Raw genomic sequence first — 15,561 nt, 5'->3', positions numbered from 1 at the left:
TGATGCGAAAACCGGGGGCGATTACGGCGGGGATTTTGGGTGTGCGTGCCATGCGGAACGCGGAAAGCGTAGCGAACTACCCCGCGCCGGGATGCGGCTATTACACTGTGTGATTATGACTACCCAGAGCGATTCCACTTCGTACCGCTATACCCCGGAGCTGGCGAACCAGATCGAGAAGACCTGGCAGCAGTACTGGAAAGACAATGGCACCTTTAATGCCCCGAACCCGGTAGGCGAGCTCGCCACCGATGCGGGCGAGTTGCCTAAGGAAAAGCTCAATGTGCAGGATATGTTCCCCTACCCTTCCGGTGCGGGCCTGCACGTGGGACACCCACTGGGATATATCGCCACCGATACTTATGCCCGCTATAACCGCATGCTGGGCAAGAACGTGTTGCACACCTTGGGCTATGATGCCTTCGGCCTGCCGGCCGAGCAGTACGCCATCCAGACCGGTACCCACCCGCGCACCACCACCGAGGCGAATATTGAAAACATGCGCCGCCAGCTGGGCATGTTGGGCCTGGGCCACGATCCGCGCCGCTCCGTGGAATCAACCGATCCGGAGTTCTTCAAGTGGACGCAGTGGATCTTCCTGCAGATTTATAACTCTTGGTTCGATGAGGAGCAGCAGAAGGCGCGCCCCATTGCAGAGCTCATCAAGGAGCTGGAGGCCAATAAGCGCACCACTAAGGATGGCCGCTACTACGAGGACCTCACCGAAGAGGAAAAGGCCGCGGCCATCGATGAATTCCGCCTGGTCTACCTGTCGAATTCCACGGTGAATTGGTGCCCGGGCTTGGGTACCGTGCTGGCAAACGAGGAGGTCACCGCTGAGGGCAAGTCCGAGCGCGGCAATTTCCCGGTCTTCCGCAAGAACCTTTCGCAGTGGATGATGCGCATTACCGCCTACTCCGATCGCTTGCTGGATGATCTGGAGCTATTGGATTGGCCGGACAAGGTCAAGTCCATGCAACGCAATTGGATCGGTCGTTCCCGCGGCGCAGAGGTCTCCTTCCCTGCCGAGGGCTACGAGATCGAGGTCTTTACCACCCGCCCGGATACCCTCTTCGGTGCCGAGTACGTGGTGCTGGCGCCGGAGCACGAGCTTGTCGACGCCCTCCTCTCCCCCATCCCTTATGACGATGACGTGGATGAGCGTTGGACCTATGGCCACGATGATCCGAAGGAGGCCGTGGAGTCCTACCGCACCGATATTGCCGCCAAGTCCGACCTGGAGCGCCAGGAGAACAAGGAAAAGACCGGCGTCTTCCTGGGTACTTATGCCACCAACCCGGTTTCTGGCAAGAAGGTCCCGATCTTCATCGCGGACTATGTCCTGACCGGCTACGGCACCGGCGCCATCATGGCAGTTCCGGCGCACGACACCCGTGACTACGAGTTTGCCCAGGCCTTCGGCCTACCTATTACGGAGGTTGTCTCTGGCGGAAACGTGGAGGAAGAAGCCTGGACCGAGGACGGCGCGCTGGTTAATTCCTCCAACGACAAAGGCCTGGATCTTAACGGCCTGAATAAGGCCGAGGCCATTGCCGCGGCCATTGAATGGCTGGAAAAGGACGGCTCTGGCCGCGAAAAGGTGCAGTACAAGCTGCGCGATTGGCTCTTCGCCCGCCAGCGTTACTGGGGCGAGCCCTTCCCCATCGTCTACGACAAGGACGGCTTTGCCCACGCCCTGCCGGAATCCATGCTGCCGGTAGAGCTACCAGAGGTGGAAGACTATAAGCCAGTTTCCTTTGATCCCGAGGACAAGGATTCCGAGCCACAACCACCGCTGGCAAAGGTGCGCGATTGGGTCGAGGTAGAGCTGGACCTGGGCGACGGTCCACAGACCTATTTCCGCGATACCAACGTTATGCCGCAGTGGGCTGGTTCTTCCTGGTACCAGCTGCGCTATATCGATCCTCGCAATGATGAGGCATTCTGCGATATCGAAAACGAGCGCTACTGGACTGGCCCGCGTCCGGACCAGCATGGCCCGCAGGACCCGGGCGGCGTGGACCTCTACGTCGGCGGCGTAGAGCACGCCGTGCTGCACCTGCTCTACTCTCGCTTCTGGCATAAGGTGCTCTTTGACCTGGGCTTTGTTAGCTCCCAAGAGCCTTACCGTCGCCTGTACAACCAGGGTTATATCCAGGCCTATGCCTACACGGATGCCCGCGGCGTGTACGTGCCGGCCGCTGAAGTAGAGGAAAAGGACGGCAAGTTCTACTACAACGGCGAAGAGGTCAATCAGGAGTACGGCAAGATGGGCAAGTCCCTCAAGAATGCCGTGGCTCCGGACGATATCTGCCGCGACTTCGGTGCCGATACCCTGCGCGTTTATGAGATGTCCATGGGTCCGCTGGATACGTCTCGCCCGTGGGCTACCAAGGACGTCGTAGGCTCCCAGCGCTTCTTGCAGCGCCTGTGGCGCCTAGCCGTCAATGAGGACACCGGCGAGCTGGCCACTACCGACGCCGCCTTGAGCGAGGATGACCTCAAGCAGCTCCACCGCACCATCGCAGGCGTGCGCGATGATTACGAGAATCTGCGGCTTAATACCGTGGTGGCCAAGCTCATCGAGTACGTCAACTACCTGACTAAGACCTACCGCACCGAGGCCCCGCGCGCCGCCGTGGAGCCGATCGCACAGTTGGTCTCCCCCATTGCCCCGCATATTGCGGAGGAATTGTGGCAGCGCTTCGGCCATGACGAGACCATCACCTACCAGCCCTTCCCCACTTTTGAGGAAAAGTACCTGGTCGATGATGAGATCGAGGTGCCGGTTCAGATCAATGGCAAGGTCAAGGCTCGCATCAACGTTGCCGCTGATGCGGACCAGGACGCGGTCTTTGACGTTGCCCTCGCCGACGCGAAGATTGCTGATCTGACCAGCGGAAAGAACGTAGTGAAGAAGATCTACGTTCCGGGCCGCATGGTCAACCTCGTGGTCAAGTAGTTACTCGTCCCAAAATTCCGTGGCGCACAGCGCAATGCCGTGCGTCCGGATCCCCTGGCCTACCTCCAGCTTCTCGTTCACAATGAGCGGGAGGCCGTCGAGGTCGCATACCCAAAACTCCCCCATGCCCAGCTCATTGCTGTGCTTGGCGACGCCCCCGATAGTCCCCGCCACTTCCACCTGCGGGTTGAGCATGCTGGGCTTGAAGTTTCGGTGGAAGCGCTCGGTAGCAGGCGAAGTCAAGGAAAACTCTTCCGGCTCCCCTACCTCGTACTTCAATGCCACAACCGCTGGCCGCACCTGTCCCTGGAGCTTTTCTCCTCCGACTGGGTTGCCTGCCGGCAGGGCGAAGGGCGCATCCGCCAACGCCGCGAACTGTAAATCCCCCGTTTCCACTATGCCGATATAAGGCGTTGCGCGATATATCGTGCCCGGTGCCTCTTCCCCACCCCGGTAGGAAGGAACTGCGGCCCACTCCCCTTCGTACTCCATAGCGGTGACCGCCATGTCGGACGGGTCGGCGTGGAATAGCACTCGATCAAACCCGGGCGCCTCCCACATGTCGTGGTCGTTAGGCAGCTCCGCAATGAGTTCTTCCATATCCGCGAAGTCGAAACCGCACGTGCTAAATAGCTTATCCATGCTTGCCATTCTAAACGCTGTGGTCTGCTCTGCCGGAGCGGTCATTGCTTTCGCACTCGCATCTTTGCCGCGAGTATTTACTTCACTATTTAATTTTTAAGGCAAGAACATATCTTCTCAAACAATGGTGCGTTTCAGCGAATAGGTATTCAAAAGGAAAATTAAAGTGATTTTGGTAGCAAAGGTATGGGTTGGTGAAATTGTTGCTCTCGTAGACTCACATCTCTGTGCAGTAGTGGGAGTTGGTGTATCAACTCTCGACAAGCCAATGAGTTGCTAGATCAACGATGCAGTATAGACTGTTGATAGAAGGAGAACCAAAGGAGGAATGCGATGCGCGTGGAGCAGAGTGCGGCGTGGGGTGACTTTGTTGCCATGCAAGAAGCGCTCCACGCACGTCTTTCTGGGGAGCTGCAGAGTGGCTCTAGATTGAGCGAGGCAGATTACGCGGTGTTGGCCGTGCTGAATCGTCGGCGCCAGATTTCTACACGCCCGCATGAATTGGCGGCGGAGCTTCGGTGGGAGAAGTCGCGGTTGCATCGGCAGTTAGTGCGCATGGAGTCCCGAAAATTGGTTTCCAGGCGCGAGGCGCCGGAGTTAGGAACCCGTGCAGTTGAAGTCACTGTGACGGAAAGGGGAAGTGCTGCTTTCAGCGCAGCGATCGTGCGACATACTGCCACAGTCGAAGAGATCGTGGTGGGCACCCTTAGTGACGAAGACCTACAAACCTTGGGCAGGATATCCCGCACGTTGCTACGCGGGGTAGTTAAAGAGGGGACGTCGGAAAGCTAGCGCGTCGCGGGGTGACCGTTCCTACAAACGGGTATACAAAAAGCACCCGCCAAGAAGGCGGGTGCCGCGAAAGAGTGTCTAGGAGTAGCCTAGGAAATTTTGAGGACGGTGCGTCCGTGGTGGGTTCCCTCGAGGAGGGACTTGGATTCCCCGACAACATCCGACAGCGGAATCGTATTGGTCAGGGACTCAAGGATGGACCGGTCCAGCTTGCGTGCGAGCAGTTGCCATGCGTTCTGGCGGTAGTGCAGCGGGGCGTCGACAGAGTTAACGCCGGCGAGGTGCACGTTGCGCAGAATGAACGGCAAGACGGTGGTGGGCAGGTCTGGGCCGGCGGCCATACCGGTGGAGGCGACGGTGCCGCCCCATACAGTGCGGGCCAATACGTTAGCCAAGACGTGGGAGCCGGAGGTATCAATCGCACCGGCATAGGTTGCCTTCTGCAGGGGCTTTCCGGACTCGGCGAACTCGGCGCGGTCCACAATGGTGTGGGCGCCTAGCTCGTGGAGGTATTGGGCGTAGTCATCTGGGCGGCCGGTCATGGCGTGGACCTCGTAACCGGCATTGGACAGTAGATTCACGGCGATGGAGCCCACGCCACCGGTGGCGCCGGTGACCAGGACGGGGCCATCGGGAAGCCCGCGCAACGAATTAACGCACAGGGCGGCAGTGTAGCCAGCGGTTCCCACGGCGGCTGCCTGCTCTGCGGTGAAGTCTGCTGGCAGCGCAACGGTTGCCTGGGAATTCACCCGCTGCTTTGGGGTGTAGCCACCGTGGCGGAACTCGCCTAGGCCATCACCGAAGGACGCTACCAGGGTGCCAACCGGGAGTCGTTCCACGTTGGACTCGGCAACGGTGCCGACCACGTCGATGCCCGGAACCAGTGGGCTGGTGCGCATGACGCCGCGGTCGCCAGCGATGGCCATGGCGTCCTTGTAGTTCAGGGAAGAATAAGAAACATCAACCGTAAGGTCGCCCTCGCCGAGGAACTCTCCCTCTTCGAAGGAGGTCGTAACGGATTTATCTTCGTTGCGAGTAACTAGTAGAGTGCTCATGCTCACCATCGTACGTTAAATGTGATGCAGCCATTTAACAGCGAATCTCACGGAGAATTTTCAGGCTCGCTTGTTAGCTTGAACAACATGACGATGACCACGATGCCCGCCCGCGCCTCGCGCCAGATTGGTGCGCGTGGCATGCCTGCTAAGCGCACGCTGTGGCGCAGTGCAGCCGTAGCCTGCGTGGTTGTCATGGTGGCTATTGCAGTAGCTACGGTGGGCAAGCCCTTCATAGATATCCCCGGTGTGGTTGATGCGTCTGCGCACGCACGCCGCAGTCTAGATTTGCAGATGTTTAATGGGTTTAATAACCCTCATCCGTGGTGGGGTCCCTGGACCAATACCTTTGGTAATATCGCGCTGTTTATGCCGCTCGGTGCGTGCTTGGTAGTAATGGGGCACAATTCGCGGCGCATCCGCTTTGGCCGCGGTGGAACCATCCTTCTGGCAATGGCGCTCAGCCTAGGTATTGAAATTACCCAATACGTATTCTCGCTGGGATTTAGCGACGTAGACGACTTGGTCTTCAATACCCTCGGCGCATCCCTGGGTGCGTTCCTGCTAAGCCGGAGCAGTTTTAAGGCGCAGCTGCGAGCTGTGCGCTTTATCGGCTGGACTGCGGCGGCGGGCCTGGGTGCTCTCGCTGCCGTAATCTTGGCTGGGGTGATTGTTTAGCGCCCTAGGGTGACTCGGTGTCCGAAGTTGAACATATCGAGGGAATCACCCTTCTCTAGGCCCTCAAACATCCCTGCGGGATTGGACGGAACCATGCCGCTGACCTGCGATACGCCGTAGTCTTCCAGCAGTACCGGGGCTAAGGGAGTTGATGGGCCTAGGACGACATTGAAGGACTCGCGGGAGAGCTCGAGCAGGCGGGGAGCAGTCTTATTGACAAAGGCAGAGCCGGTAATAAAAACATAATCGCACTCGGGCAGGATGTATTCGGCGGCGGAATCGGGATAGTCGCCCTCATTGAGCGAGCGCTCCAACATATAAAAATCCGCAGCCTGGTTGAGTGCCTTGGGCGCAAAAGGGAAGTGGCCAATGACCGCGACCTTCTTCCCAGCGACGGCGTTGCGGAAGGGATCGAAGATGTGGGGCCAGGGGGCGTCGGCAAGCGTGAAGCCATGTGAATCTGCCACGGAGGGCGTGGCGTAATAGGAATTTAGCGCGGCCATGCCGAAGGAAGCCTCCGAGAAATTCCAGCTCTTGGCCAGCTGTGCGATGGCGCGTAGGGGAACCCCGGAATACTCGGCGCGCATCTGGGCCGGGCGAGAGGTGGCAGACATGGTCATGGCCATGCCGCAGCTAGGACTCTCGGTGTATACCCGGGTCCACCGCGGGCCTTGGGCGGCGCGGGAGACCACTATGTCACGGGGAATGGCATCGATGAGGTCATCGTAGAGATCCCAGGCAGACATGTATAAACCAGCTTTCCCACATTGTGTCGCACTCTCTGCGTGAAGGCAGTGTAGTCGAATCTGCTGGGACTAACCTATAGCTTTAGTCACATATATTCGCCACATCGTGCGCGGTCTGCCTGGCAAAGGGGCTTACCCCGGTAATGGTTGCGGAGCCGGGGCCGGTCCATGTGCCGTAACCCACGAGGAAGAGGCCGTCGACGGTGGGGGAGGTGCCATCAAGGAGCCCGCGGATGGGCCGGAGGGCAGGCCGGAAACCGGTGCACCATATGAGGTGGTCTGCGGCGACTTCTTCAAGCGAAGAAAACATGGGAGTGGCCTGCAAAAGGCCTGAATCCCGCGCGCGTAGGACCGGTGGAACCATCACAATATCGCCTAGGTTGGAATCCGCGCCGGGGTCTGGCTCGCCACGCAGCATGGCGTTGAGGCGGGCGCGATTGCGCTGGAAGAGCACCCGGCCGTCAACATCATCGGGCATCCACCGCGGGGAGCTGCGGGTATACCAGGTGGTCTCCACGCCAGAGAGCAGGAGCTCGGCCGCGATTTGGGCGCCGGAATTGGCCGCACCCACGACCGCGACGGTGGATCCGACAAAGTCCTCTGGGCCTGGGTAGAAAGCTGAATGCCATTGCTGTCCGCCAAAATCGCCGGGGTAGTAGGGGATAAAGGGCGCGGACCACGTGCCCGTGGCCGCCACGACCGTGCGCGCGGTCAAATGCTCTGTACCGGCAAAGACGTGGAAGCATGCGCCATCATGGGTCACCTCATCCACTCTGACCGGCCGGCGAATGGGCAGTTCATAGCGCTGCTCGTAGCGCGCAAAATAGTCGATAACGTGGCTGGCCGGCGGAAAGCCCTCGTGGTGGGGCATGGGCCACCCCGGCAGGTTAGAAGAGGCGGAATTGCTAAAGAGCGTCAGCGAAGGCCAGGCGTGACGCCAGGCCGCACCGGGGCCGGGTTCAGCGTCCAGAATGACAAAATCCAGCCCCTTCTTACGCAGGTAATAGCCCACCGCAAGACCCGCCTGACCGGCGCCAATGACTATGCAGTCCAGCATTAAATGAGCTTCCTTTCCCGCGCCACGGTCACCGCGGCGGTGCGAGTTTCCACGCCCAACTTCTGGAAGATATGGATGAGGTGGGTCTTGACCGTGGCCTCAGAGATGAAGAGCTGCTTGGCCAGCTCCTTATTGGAGGAACCGCTGGAAAGCGCCCGAAGAATTTCTAGCTCGCGGGTGGAGAGCGATTCTTGCGGCCGGCCCACTCGCTGGGCCAGGAGATCTACCACCTCCGGCGCCAAGGTGCGGCGGTGCGCGGCGGTATTGAGCACGGCCTCGTGCAGCGCCTGCTCCGGGGAATCCTTGAGTAGATAGCCCATCGCGCCGGCCTCCACGGCGGCAAGGATATCGGCCTGCGTGTCATAGGTGGTCAGGATGAGCACCGGTGGGCCGCCGGCCTCCACCACGCGCTTGGTGGCCGCGATGCCATCCATGCCGGGCATCTGGATATCGCAGACCACGGCATCTACCTGCGGGGCGTTGTCAGTAAAGAGCTTATCCACATCCGCGCCGGTAGAGCCTTCCATGACTACCTCGACATCGGAGAAGGTATTGAGGATGGCACGCAGGCCGGCGCGGACCACTGGGTGATCATCAATCAGCATGACATTAACCATTGCTTTTCTCCTTCAGCGGGATACGGACGGCCAGGGCGGTGCCCTCGCCGGATTCCAGGTTCATGGTGCCGCCCACAGCTTCCACGCGGCCGCGGAGGCCGGTAAGCCCGAAACCATGATCCCTGCCACTGGGGCGAGGGGAGGCGGATAGTCCGCGTCCATTATCAACGACGTCCAAGGTCACCGCATCCTCGAAAAGGCCGAGCGTAACCACCGCGCGCGAGGCGTGGGCGTGTTTGATGACGTTATTCAGGCCCTCTTGGGCTGCGCGCACGATGACCTCTTTGATGTGTTCGGGCACCTTGCCGCTGCCGGAAACCACCAGCTCAAAGGTGGTCTCTTCCCCCAAGGCTTTCACACGGCTGCGCATCTGGGACAGCAGGGAGGTGAGCTGGGTTTCCAGCCGTTCATCGGGGCCGGCAAGCTCACGGACGAAGCGGCGGGCCTCGGCCAGATTCTCGCTCGCGACATCCTCGATGACCGCCAGCTGCTCTTCTTTGGTGCGGGGATCATCGGTGCCACGGGCCGCGCGGGAGAGCAGCAAGATGGAGCTAAGGCCTTGCGCGACGGTGTCATGGATCTCCCGGGAGAGGCGCTCGCGCTCCTCTAGCCGGCCGGCTTGGTGCTCGCTGGCGGCCAGCTCGGCTTGGGTTTCGCGCAGCTGCTTGGCGATGTCCCTGTGGTGCGCCGCTTCTGCCTGCAGGCGTCGCTGGATGAAAAAGACCGTTGCCGCAAAGGCGGTGCCGATAAGCGGGCCCACGGCCGCAGCGATGGACCAGCCCTCGGGGTGTAGCCAGGCGGGAATGAAGGCGGCCGCCGCCCACAGCACGGCGATGGAAACCAACCCAGGCACGGTGGGCAAAGCACGCAGAAAGACAAAAATGAGCGGGAATTCCAGCCACATGAAATCTTGCGCATGGACCATCAGGCCCAGCCACAGCACGCATAGCCCACCTAGCCATAGCCATGTGGGCAGCCAACGTTGTGCGGAGTAGACCACGGCGAGGGCGATGGCTAAGCCGATCACCCGGGCATCGAGCCGGCCGTCCACATAGGCGCGCGCCACGCCGAATACCAGCAGAAACGCGAACATGGCGTGGAGGCCATAGACCCATAGTTTTTGTCCTTTAAACACAACCACCCAGGATATCCGCGCACGGGTGGACCGTGAATCAACCACTTGGTTGACTCGAGGTTCAGCGAGCTGGCCGATTACTTCTGACCTGCATAAAGCGAATATAGAACTATGTTCCTAGCAATCAGAGAAATCACCACAGCGCGCGGCCGCTTCGCGCTCATCGGCGGCACGGTTGCGCTCATTACCCTTCTGCTCGTGATGCTCTCCGGCCTGACGGAGGGCCTGTCCAAGCAGAATACTTCCGCGTTGGAGTCCCTGGAAGAGGAGTACCCGTATATTTCCTTCTCCACCGAGGAGCCCTCCTTCAGCGAGTCCGAGATGCACGCTGGCGATATCGCCAGCGATGGCATTCCTCTAGGCGCTGCCCAGACCAAGCTGGAGGGGCACGGCGGCGTTGCCGTCCTCAGCCTGCCGGCCGGCACTCAGGTTCCGGGTAGCGATAAGACCATCCCGGAGCAGGGAGTGCTCCTGCCAGAGTCCATCGACGCGGCCGATACCGTCACCCTAGGCGGCGCCGACTTTTCGGTGGAGGGCACCGTCCCAGAGACCATGTACTCCCACTCCGAGGTGGTATGGGCGTCTACCGAAACTTGGCAGCGCATCAGCCACGCTCCACAGGGCGTGATAGGTACGGCAGCGCTATATAAACAAGAGGTTCCAGGCTCCGTGAAGGTGTCCACGTCCTTCTCCGGCTTGGCGGCCTATCAGTCTGAGCGCGGCTCGCTGCTTACCATGCAGGGCTTCTTGTACGGCATCTCCGCACTGGTCACCGTCGCTTTCTTGACCGTGTGGACCATCCAGCGCACCCGCGACCTGTCCATCCTGCGCGCGCTCGGCGCCACCGTGCGCTACCTCTTGCGCGATGCCCTGGCACAGGCCGCCATCATCTTGGCTGCCGGCACCATTGTGGGCGCCGTCGTTGGTTGGGTGCTCGGCGCGCTTGCCTCCGGCACCGTGCCCTTCGATGTTTCCCTGCGCACCATCGCCGTTCCCGCGGTTGGCATCTGGGCCCTCGGCATGGCCGGCGCCCTTATTGCTACCCGCCGCGTAGCTAAAGCCAACCCACTCGATGCCCTTGGAGGAAATGCTTAATATGTCCACCATTCTTGATATCCGCAACGCCACCGTGACCTACCAGGACGGTGAGGCCACGACCACCGCGCTTGCCGACGCCTCCCTCATCGCCGAATCCACTACCCTTACCGCCATCGTGGGTGAGTCAGGGTCCGGCAAGTCCACGCTGCTGTCCGTAGCCGCTGGCCTCATCACCCCAGACTCCGGGTCCGTGCACGTGGACGGTACCCGCTCCATCATTTTTCAGCAGGCCAACCTGCTGTCCTCGCTCAATGTGCGCGACCAATTGGTGATCATGGACCATATTGCTGGCCGCAAGCTGCGCCCACAGCGCGCCGATGAGTTATTGGAGTTTGTAGGCCTGGCCGGGATGGGCAATCGCCGCATGGGCCAGTTGTCCGGTGGCCAGCGCCAGCGGGTCAATATCGCTCGAGCGCTCATGGAGCAGCCGGACCTGCTCTTGGCGGATGAGCCTACCTCTGCGCTTGATTCCCACCTTTCGCAGGAGATCATCCGCCTCTTGCGCGATGTCACCCAGGAGATGAACACCGCCACCGTGCTGGTGACCCACGACCGCTCCCTGCTGAACTTCGCTGACCGCGTGGTTGAGGTCAAGGACGGCCATGTCTCCGAGCAGGAGAAGGTCACTGCGCTCAGCTAGCGCTGCATGAGGAGTAGCCGTGCGATTGCCTGCGGCACGGCCGCGGCAATCTGGGAGGCGGAGCAAAGGCCAAAGCCGTCCGGGGTGTGGGCGGCAATGGCCGCCGCGTGTTGGTGGATGGCCGCGGCGTGCAGGATTTCCATAATGATCGCCTCCGAATCCGCCTCGGCGGCATCCAGTTGCGCGAGCGTGGCTCCGAGGATGCCAGAGAGTACGTCACCAGAACCGGCGGTGGCCGCGTAGGAGTGCCCAGCGTTCATGCCATAAATTTTCTGGCCTGGGGCCGTGACGGTGGTGATCCGCCCCTTGTGCAGGATGAAGCAGTCGAGTGCATCGGAAAGCTCCCGCAGGCGCACCCCGAGGCCTTCCGAAAGATCAAGTTCGCGGCCGAGAGTTGCCGCGTAGAGCCGCTCAAACTCCCCGGCATGCGGGGTCAGGACGGCGCAGGGATGATCGCGCACGAGTTCGCGTAGATCGCCGTCGGTCGAGAGCACGGTCAGCGCATCGGCGTCGATAATGGTGGGCAGCCCGCGTTCTAGCACGGCGCGCAATTCCGCGGCCGCCTCCGGTCCGGTGCCGCGCCCTGGACCTACGACCCAGGCTTGGGCGTGGACCTTTTCTTGGGCACTGGCATGAGGCACTACCTCCGGCAGGCTCGTGACCACGGAGTCATTGCCTACGACGCGAACCATGGACGGCGTGGCGCGCACCGCGCCCGTGGCGGCGAGGATGCCCGCGCCGGGAAAAGCACTGCTGCCAGCACATACTGCGGTCACTCCGCCGGTGTACTTGGTGCTTTTCGCTCCCGGAGTCGGATCCAGGATTGGTCCCGTGCAGCCCACCGGCTTCGGGGCGGTGACCAGGCCTTGTTCTCCCGAAAGCACTGGCTCAGTCGGCCACTGGTAGGGCAGGGGAATAGTGGGTTCATTGGCGATATAGCCCACCGGCTCCGCGGTAGCGGAAAGCTCTTCTGCAAAGGAGCGAGGGGCGCCGGGCAGGAGCAGATCGCAGAGCACCACCGCACCGCATTCCGGGGCAAAGATATGTCCGGCACGGGCCCAGCCAAAGCTAATAGTCACGTCTGCGTCTACGGCATCGGCTGCGGCCATGCCGGTATCGGCGTTAATGCCCGAAGGAATGTCCACCGCTAATACCGGCACCCCACGCTCCTTGGCCTCGGTATAGGCCCTCAGTGGGGCACCGGAAAGGCCGCGTGTGGAGGCGAGGCCGGCGATGGCGTCGATAAGCAGATCGGCGTTTCCTAGACCGTGCGCAATGGTTCCGCCGGCCGCGGCAAATGCCTCTAGCGCGGGTTCGTGGGCGCTATCCGCTGCGAGAATGGCCTCCACTGAGTAGCCCTCTTCTGTCAGGAAAGCACCAGCATAGAGGCCATCGCCGCCGTTGCCGCCTGGCCCGGCAAGGATAGTTACGCGCCGAAAAGAGCCGAGCATGCTCGCGGCAGTGGCCGCCACGCCTCGTGCGGCTAAGCGCATGAGCTCATCGTCAAAGTTCTGCTGGGCTAGAAGGGAACGCTCTGCCGCGCGGACGGCGGCAACGCTATAGGCATGTCGCATGCCCGCCAGGATAGGCCTTTAAGGTGCCGGTTGGCAGGTCGGGCACCAAAATAGGTTGCGCCCTTCCATGATCTTTTCTGCCACCGGGGTGCCGCAGATATAGCAAGGAAGGCCGGCGCGGCGGTAGACGTAGACCTCGCCACCGTGGTCATCTTTGCGCGGTTCGCGGCCCATGGCCTCGGGGGAGTGCTCGGGCCGCACGGTATCGATGCGGCCGTGTTCCACCCCGTATTCCATGAGAACCACCAAGTCCGCCCACGTGGCGTCAAAGGTTTCACGGGAAACGTCCCGGCCCGGCAGGAAAGGGGAGAGGCCGTGGCGAAAGAGGGTCTCCGCCCGGTAGATATTGCCCACGCCGGCATAAAGGTGCTGATCCATCATGAGGGAGCCGATGCTGCGGCGCGATTTATGCACTTTGGCCCAGAGCGCCTCCACGTCGGCATCCGCGCGCAGCGGGTCTTGGCCTACCTTGGCTAGCTGTGCGCGGTACTCCTCTTCAGTGAGCAGGCGGCAAAACTGCGGCCCGCGCAGGTTAGCGGCCTCGGCGCCATTATCAATGCGCACCCGGATCTGTCCGCCGGCTTCCTCGCGGGGCTCGAAGCGCAGCTTGCCAATCAGGCCTAAGTGAATATAGAGGATATGGCGCGGATCCTGGGCGCTAAAGTGCACGAAAAGGTGCTTGCCGTAGGTCTCTGCCAGCTCGATGCGCTCGCCATCGAGAAGCTCCGCCTCCGCCGCGAAGCGGCCCTGCGGACTGGTCACGCGCAGCGGCATGCCGCGAAAATCGGCGTTGAATTTATTAGCTAGGCGGTGGATGACGTGACCTTCAGGCATGGAATCCAGTCTAATCGGGAAGAATTTTCGGCCAAACCGGGCGCTAACCAGCTCACTTATTTGCGGGGTGACAATAGCGTAAACTCGAAATGCGGAATGATTTAACTCAGGGGAAGGCTTTCAAATCATGACGCAAAAAATCGGCTTTGACCGCGAGAAATACATTGAGCTGCAGTCGAAGCACATCCACGCCCGCCGCGAGGAAATCGGCGGCAAACTCTACCTAGAGATGGGTGGCAAGCTTTTTGACGATATGCACGCCTCCCGCGTATTGCCCGGCTTCACCCCGGACAATAAAATCGCGATGCTGGAGCGCATCAAAGAGGACGTTGAGATCCTCATCTGCATCAACGCGAAGGATATCTCCCGTCAGAAGGTGCGCGCGGACCTGGGCATCCTTTATGAAGATGACCTGCTGCGCCTGGTGGACGTATTCCGCAGCCGCGGATTCTTGGTAGAAAACATCGTCATGACCCAGCTGGAGGAAGGCAACTCCCAGGCGGAGGCCTTCATCGACAAGGTCGAGCGCCTCGGTCTCAAGGTGGCGCGCCACCGCGTTATCCCTGGTTACCCCACCAATACGGACCTCATCGTGTCCGAAGAGGGTTTTGGCCGCAATGAGTTTGCGGAAACCTCCCGCGACCTCGTCGTGGTTACCGCGCCGGGCCCCGGCTCCGGCAAGCTGGCCACCGCGCTCTCGCAGGTCTACCACGAACACCAGCGCGGCAATAATGCCGGCTACGCCAAGTTTGAAACCTTCCCTATCTGGAATCTCCCCCTGGAACACCCCGTGAACTTGGCCTATGAGGCGGCCACGGTGGACCTTAATGATTCCAATATTATTGACCACTTCCACCTGTCCGCCCACGGCGAATCCACCGTGAACTACAACCGCGATGTGGAAGCATTCCCGCTGCTGCGCACGCTTTTGGAAAAGCTCACCGGCACCACTCCATACCAGTCCCCGACGGACATGGGCGTGAACATGGCCGGCTTCTGCATTACTGATGACGCCGTGTGCCGCGCCGCCGCCCAACAAGAAATCATCCGCCGTTACTTCAAGGCGCAGGTGGAAGAGGCGCGTGCGGGCTTGGGCACCGAGCAATCCGAGCGCGCCGCCGTCATCATGGCTAAGGCCGGCATCAAGGTAGAAGATCGGCCCGTGGTAGCACCTGCGCGCCAGCGCGCGGAAGAAACCGGCGAGCCTGCCTCTGCTATGCAGCTGCACGACGGCACCATGATCACCGGCCGCACCTCGCCCCTGTTGGGATGCTCGGCGGCGATGCTGCTCAATGCGCTGAAGCACCTGGCGGGCATCGATGACGATATCCACCTGCTGTCGCCCGAGTCCATCGAGCCGATTCAAACGCTCAAGACCAAGCACCTGGGTTCCAAGAATCCACGCCTGCATACCGACGAGGTGTTGATCGCTTTGTCCGTGTCTGCGGCGAAGGATGACAATGCTCGCAAGGCGCTGGAGCAGATCAAGGAACTTGCTGGTTGCGACGTCCACACCACCACCATCCTGGGTTCTGTGGATGAGGGAATCTTCCGCAACCTGGGCGTGCTCGTGACCTCTGATCCCGTCTTCGCCCGCAAGAAGGCGCTGTACCAAAAGCGCTAACTTCCGCATGCTCAAGATTCGGCCCTTTCAGCTTGTGCTGGAGGGGCCGCAGTCTTATAAGGGAGAGCTACAAGATTGGGGATCTGCGCAGCTGCAGGCCTAAGATT

Annotated in this window: 14 protein-coding genes; 6 read left to right on the top strand and 8 right to left on the bottom strand. The window is 60.9% G+C overall.

Going from position 1 to position 15,561, the window contains the following annotated elements; genetic code table 11:
* Positions 1 to 115 precede the first annotated feature (115 nt).
* Positions 116 to 2,962 carry a leucine--tRNA ligase gene (leuS, locus tag QP909_RS10060; protein ID WP_284767138.1) on the top strand — a complete coding sequence of 949 codons (2,847 nt, stop codon included), beginning with the start codon at positions 116 to 118 and terminating at the stop codon, positions 2,960 to 2,962.
* On the opposite strand, the gene QP909_RS10055 is transcribed toward leuS, so the two are convergent.
* Entirely contained in the window at positions 2,963 to 3,604 is a 642-nt protein-coding gene (locus QP909_RS10055; RefSeq protein WP_284767137.1) for a hypothetical protein, read from the bottom strand.
* A gap of 333 nt (positions 3,605 to 3,937) precedes the next feature.
* On the opposite strand from QP909_RS10055, the gene QP909_RS10050 reads away from it, so the two are divergent.
* Positions 3,938 to 4,396, top strand: coding sequence for a MarR family winged helix-turn-helix transcriptional regulator (locus tag QP909_RS10050; RefSeq protein WP_284767136.1), 459 nt, complete (start codon positions 3,938 to 3,940; stop codon positions 4,394 to 4,396).
* A gap of 89 nt (positions 4,397 to 4,485) precedes the next feature.
* Here the strand turns inward: QP909_RS10050 and QP909_RS10045 are convergent, their stop codons facing one another.
* A complete protein-coding gene (locus QP909_RS10045) occupies positions 4,486 to 5,460 on the bottom strand; it encodes an MDR family oxidoreductase (protein WP_284767135.1) in 975 nt (324 codons plus the stop codon).
* A gap of 78 nt (positions 5,461 to 5,538) precedes the next feature.
* Here QP909_RS10045 and QP909_RS10040 point away from each other — a divergent pair, with 78 nt between their 5' ends.
* Positions 5,539 to 6,129 carry a VanZ family protein gene (locus QP909_RS10040; RefSeq protein ID WP_284767134.1) on the top strand — a complete coding sequence of 197 codons (591 nt, stop codon included), beginning with the start codon at positions 5,539 to 5,541 and terminating at the stop codon, positions 6,127 to 6,129.
* Here QP909_RS10040 and QP909_RS10035 read toward each other — a convergent pair.
* The 4 genes from QP909_RS10035 to QP909_RS10020 form a co-directional block, all read right to left on the bottom strand.
* A complete protein-coding gene (locus tag QP909_RS10035) occupies positions 6,126 to 6,875 on the bottom strand; it encodes a Rossmann-like domain-containing protein (RefSeq protein WP_284767132.1) in 750 nt (249 codons plus the stop codon). The genes QP909_RS10040 and QP909_RS10035 overlap by 4 nt on opposite strands.
* An 82-nt stretch (positions 6,876 to 6,957) precedes the next feature.
* A complete protein-coding gene (locus QP909_RS10030; protein ID WP_284767131.1) occupies positions 6,958 to 7,932 on the bottom strand; it encodes an NAD(P)-binding domain-containing protein in 975 nt (324 codons plus the stop codon).
* Positions 7,932 to 8,549: a response regulator gene (locus QP909_RS10025; RefSeq protein WP_239279010.1), complete on the bottom strand. Its 618-nt coding sequence runs from the start codon at positions 8,547 to 8,549 to the stop codon at positions 7,932 to 7,934. The genes QP909_RS10030 and QP909_RS10025 overlap by 1 nt, the downstream gene beginning before the upstream one ends.
* The gene (locus QP909_RS10020; protein WP_239279030.1) at positions 8,542 to 9,642 is read right to left on the bottom strand and encodes a sensor histidine kinase; all 1,101 of its coding nucleotides are present in this window, start codon (positions 9,640 to 9,642) and stop codon (positions 8,542 to 8,544) included. Before QP909_RS10020 ends, QP909_RS10025 begins: the two co-directional genes overlap by 8 nt.
* A gap of 153 nt (positions 9,643 to 9,795) precedes the next feature.
* Between QP909_RS10020 and QP909_RS10015 the strand changes: the two genes are divergently transcribed.
* The gene (locus QP909_RS10015; protein ID WP_239279011.1) at positions 9,796 to 10,779 is read left to right on the top strand and encodes an ABC transporter permease; all 984 of its coding nucleotides are present in this window, start codon (positions 9,796 to 9,798) and stop codon (positions 10,777 to 10,779) included.
* Position 10,780: 1 nt separating this feature from the next.
* Complete coding sequence (locus QP909_RS10010) at positions 10,781 to 11,422, top strand: ABC transporter ATP-binding protein (RefSeq protein WP_284767130.1); 642 nt, start codon at positions 10,781 to 10,783, stop codon at positions 11,420 to 11,422.
* Here the strand turns inward: QP909_RS10010 and QP909_RS10005 are convergent.
* Positions 11,419 to 12,996: a bifunctional ADP-dependent NAD(P)H-hydrate dehydratase/NAD(P)H-hydrate epimerase gene (locus QP909_RS10005; protein WP_284767129.1), complete on the bottom strand. Its 1,578-nt coding sequence runs from the start codon at positions 12,994 to 12,996 to the stop codon at positions 11,419 to 11,421. The genes QP909_RS10010 and QP909_RS10005 overlap by 4 nt on opposite strands.
* 18 nt (positions 12,997 to 13,014) lie before the next feature.
* Positions 13,015 to 13,830, bottom strand: coding sequence for an Fpg/Nei family DNA glycosylase (locus QP909_RS10000; RefSeq protein ID WP_284767128.1), 816 nt, complete (start codon positions 13,828 to 13,830; stop codon positions 13,015 to 13,017).
* A gap of 127 nt (positions 13,831 to 13,957) precedes the next feature.
* Here QP909_RS10000 and QP909_RS09995 point away from each other — a divergent pair, with 127 nt between their 5' ends.
* Positions 13,958 to 15,454, top strand: a complete 1,497-nt coding sequence (locus QP909_RS09995) for a DUF1846 domain-containing protein (protein ID WP_284767127.1) — start codon at positions 13,958 to 13,960, stop codon at positions 15,452 to 15,454.
* The last annotated feature ends 107 nt before the right edge of the window (positions 15,455 to 15,561 follow it).

Origin of the sequence: Corynebacterium sp. MSK195 (assembly GCF_030228885.1) — a bacterium.
Lineage (GTDB): Bacteria > Actinomycetota > Actinomycetes > Mycobacteriales > Mycobacteriaceae > Corynebacterium.
This window is presented reverse-complemented; position numbering and strand designations above follow the sequence as displayed.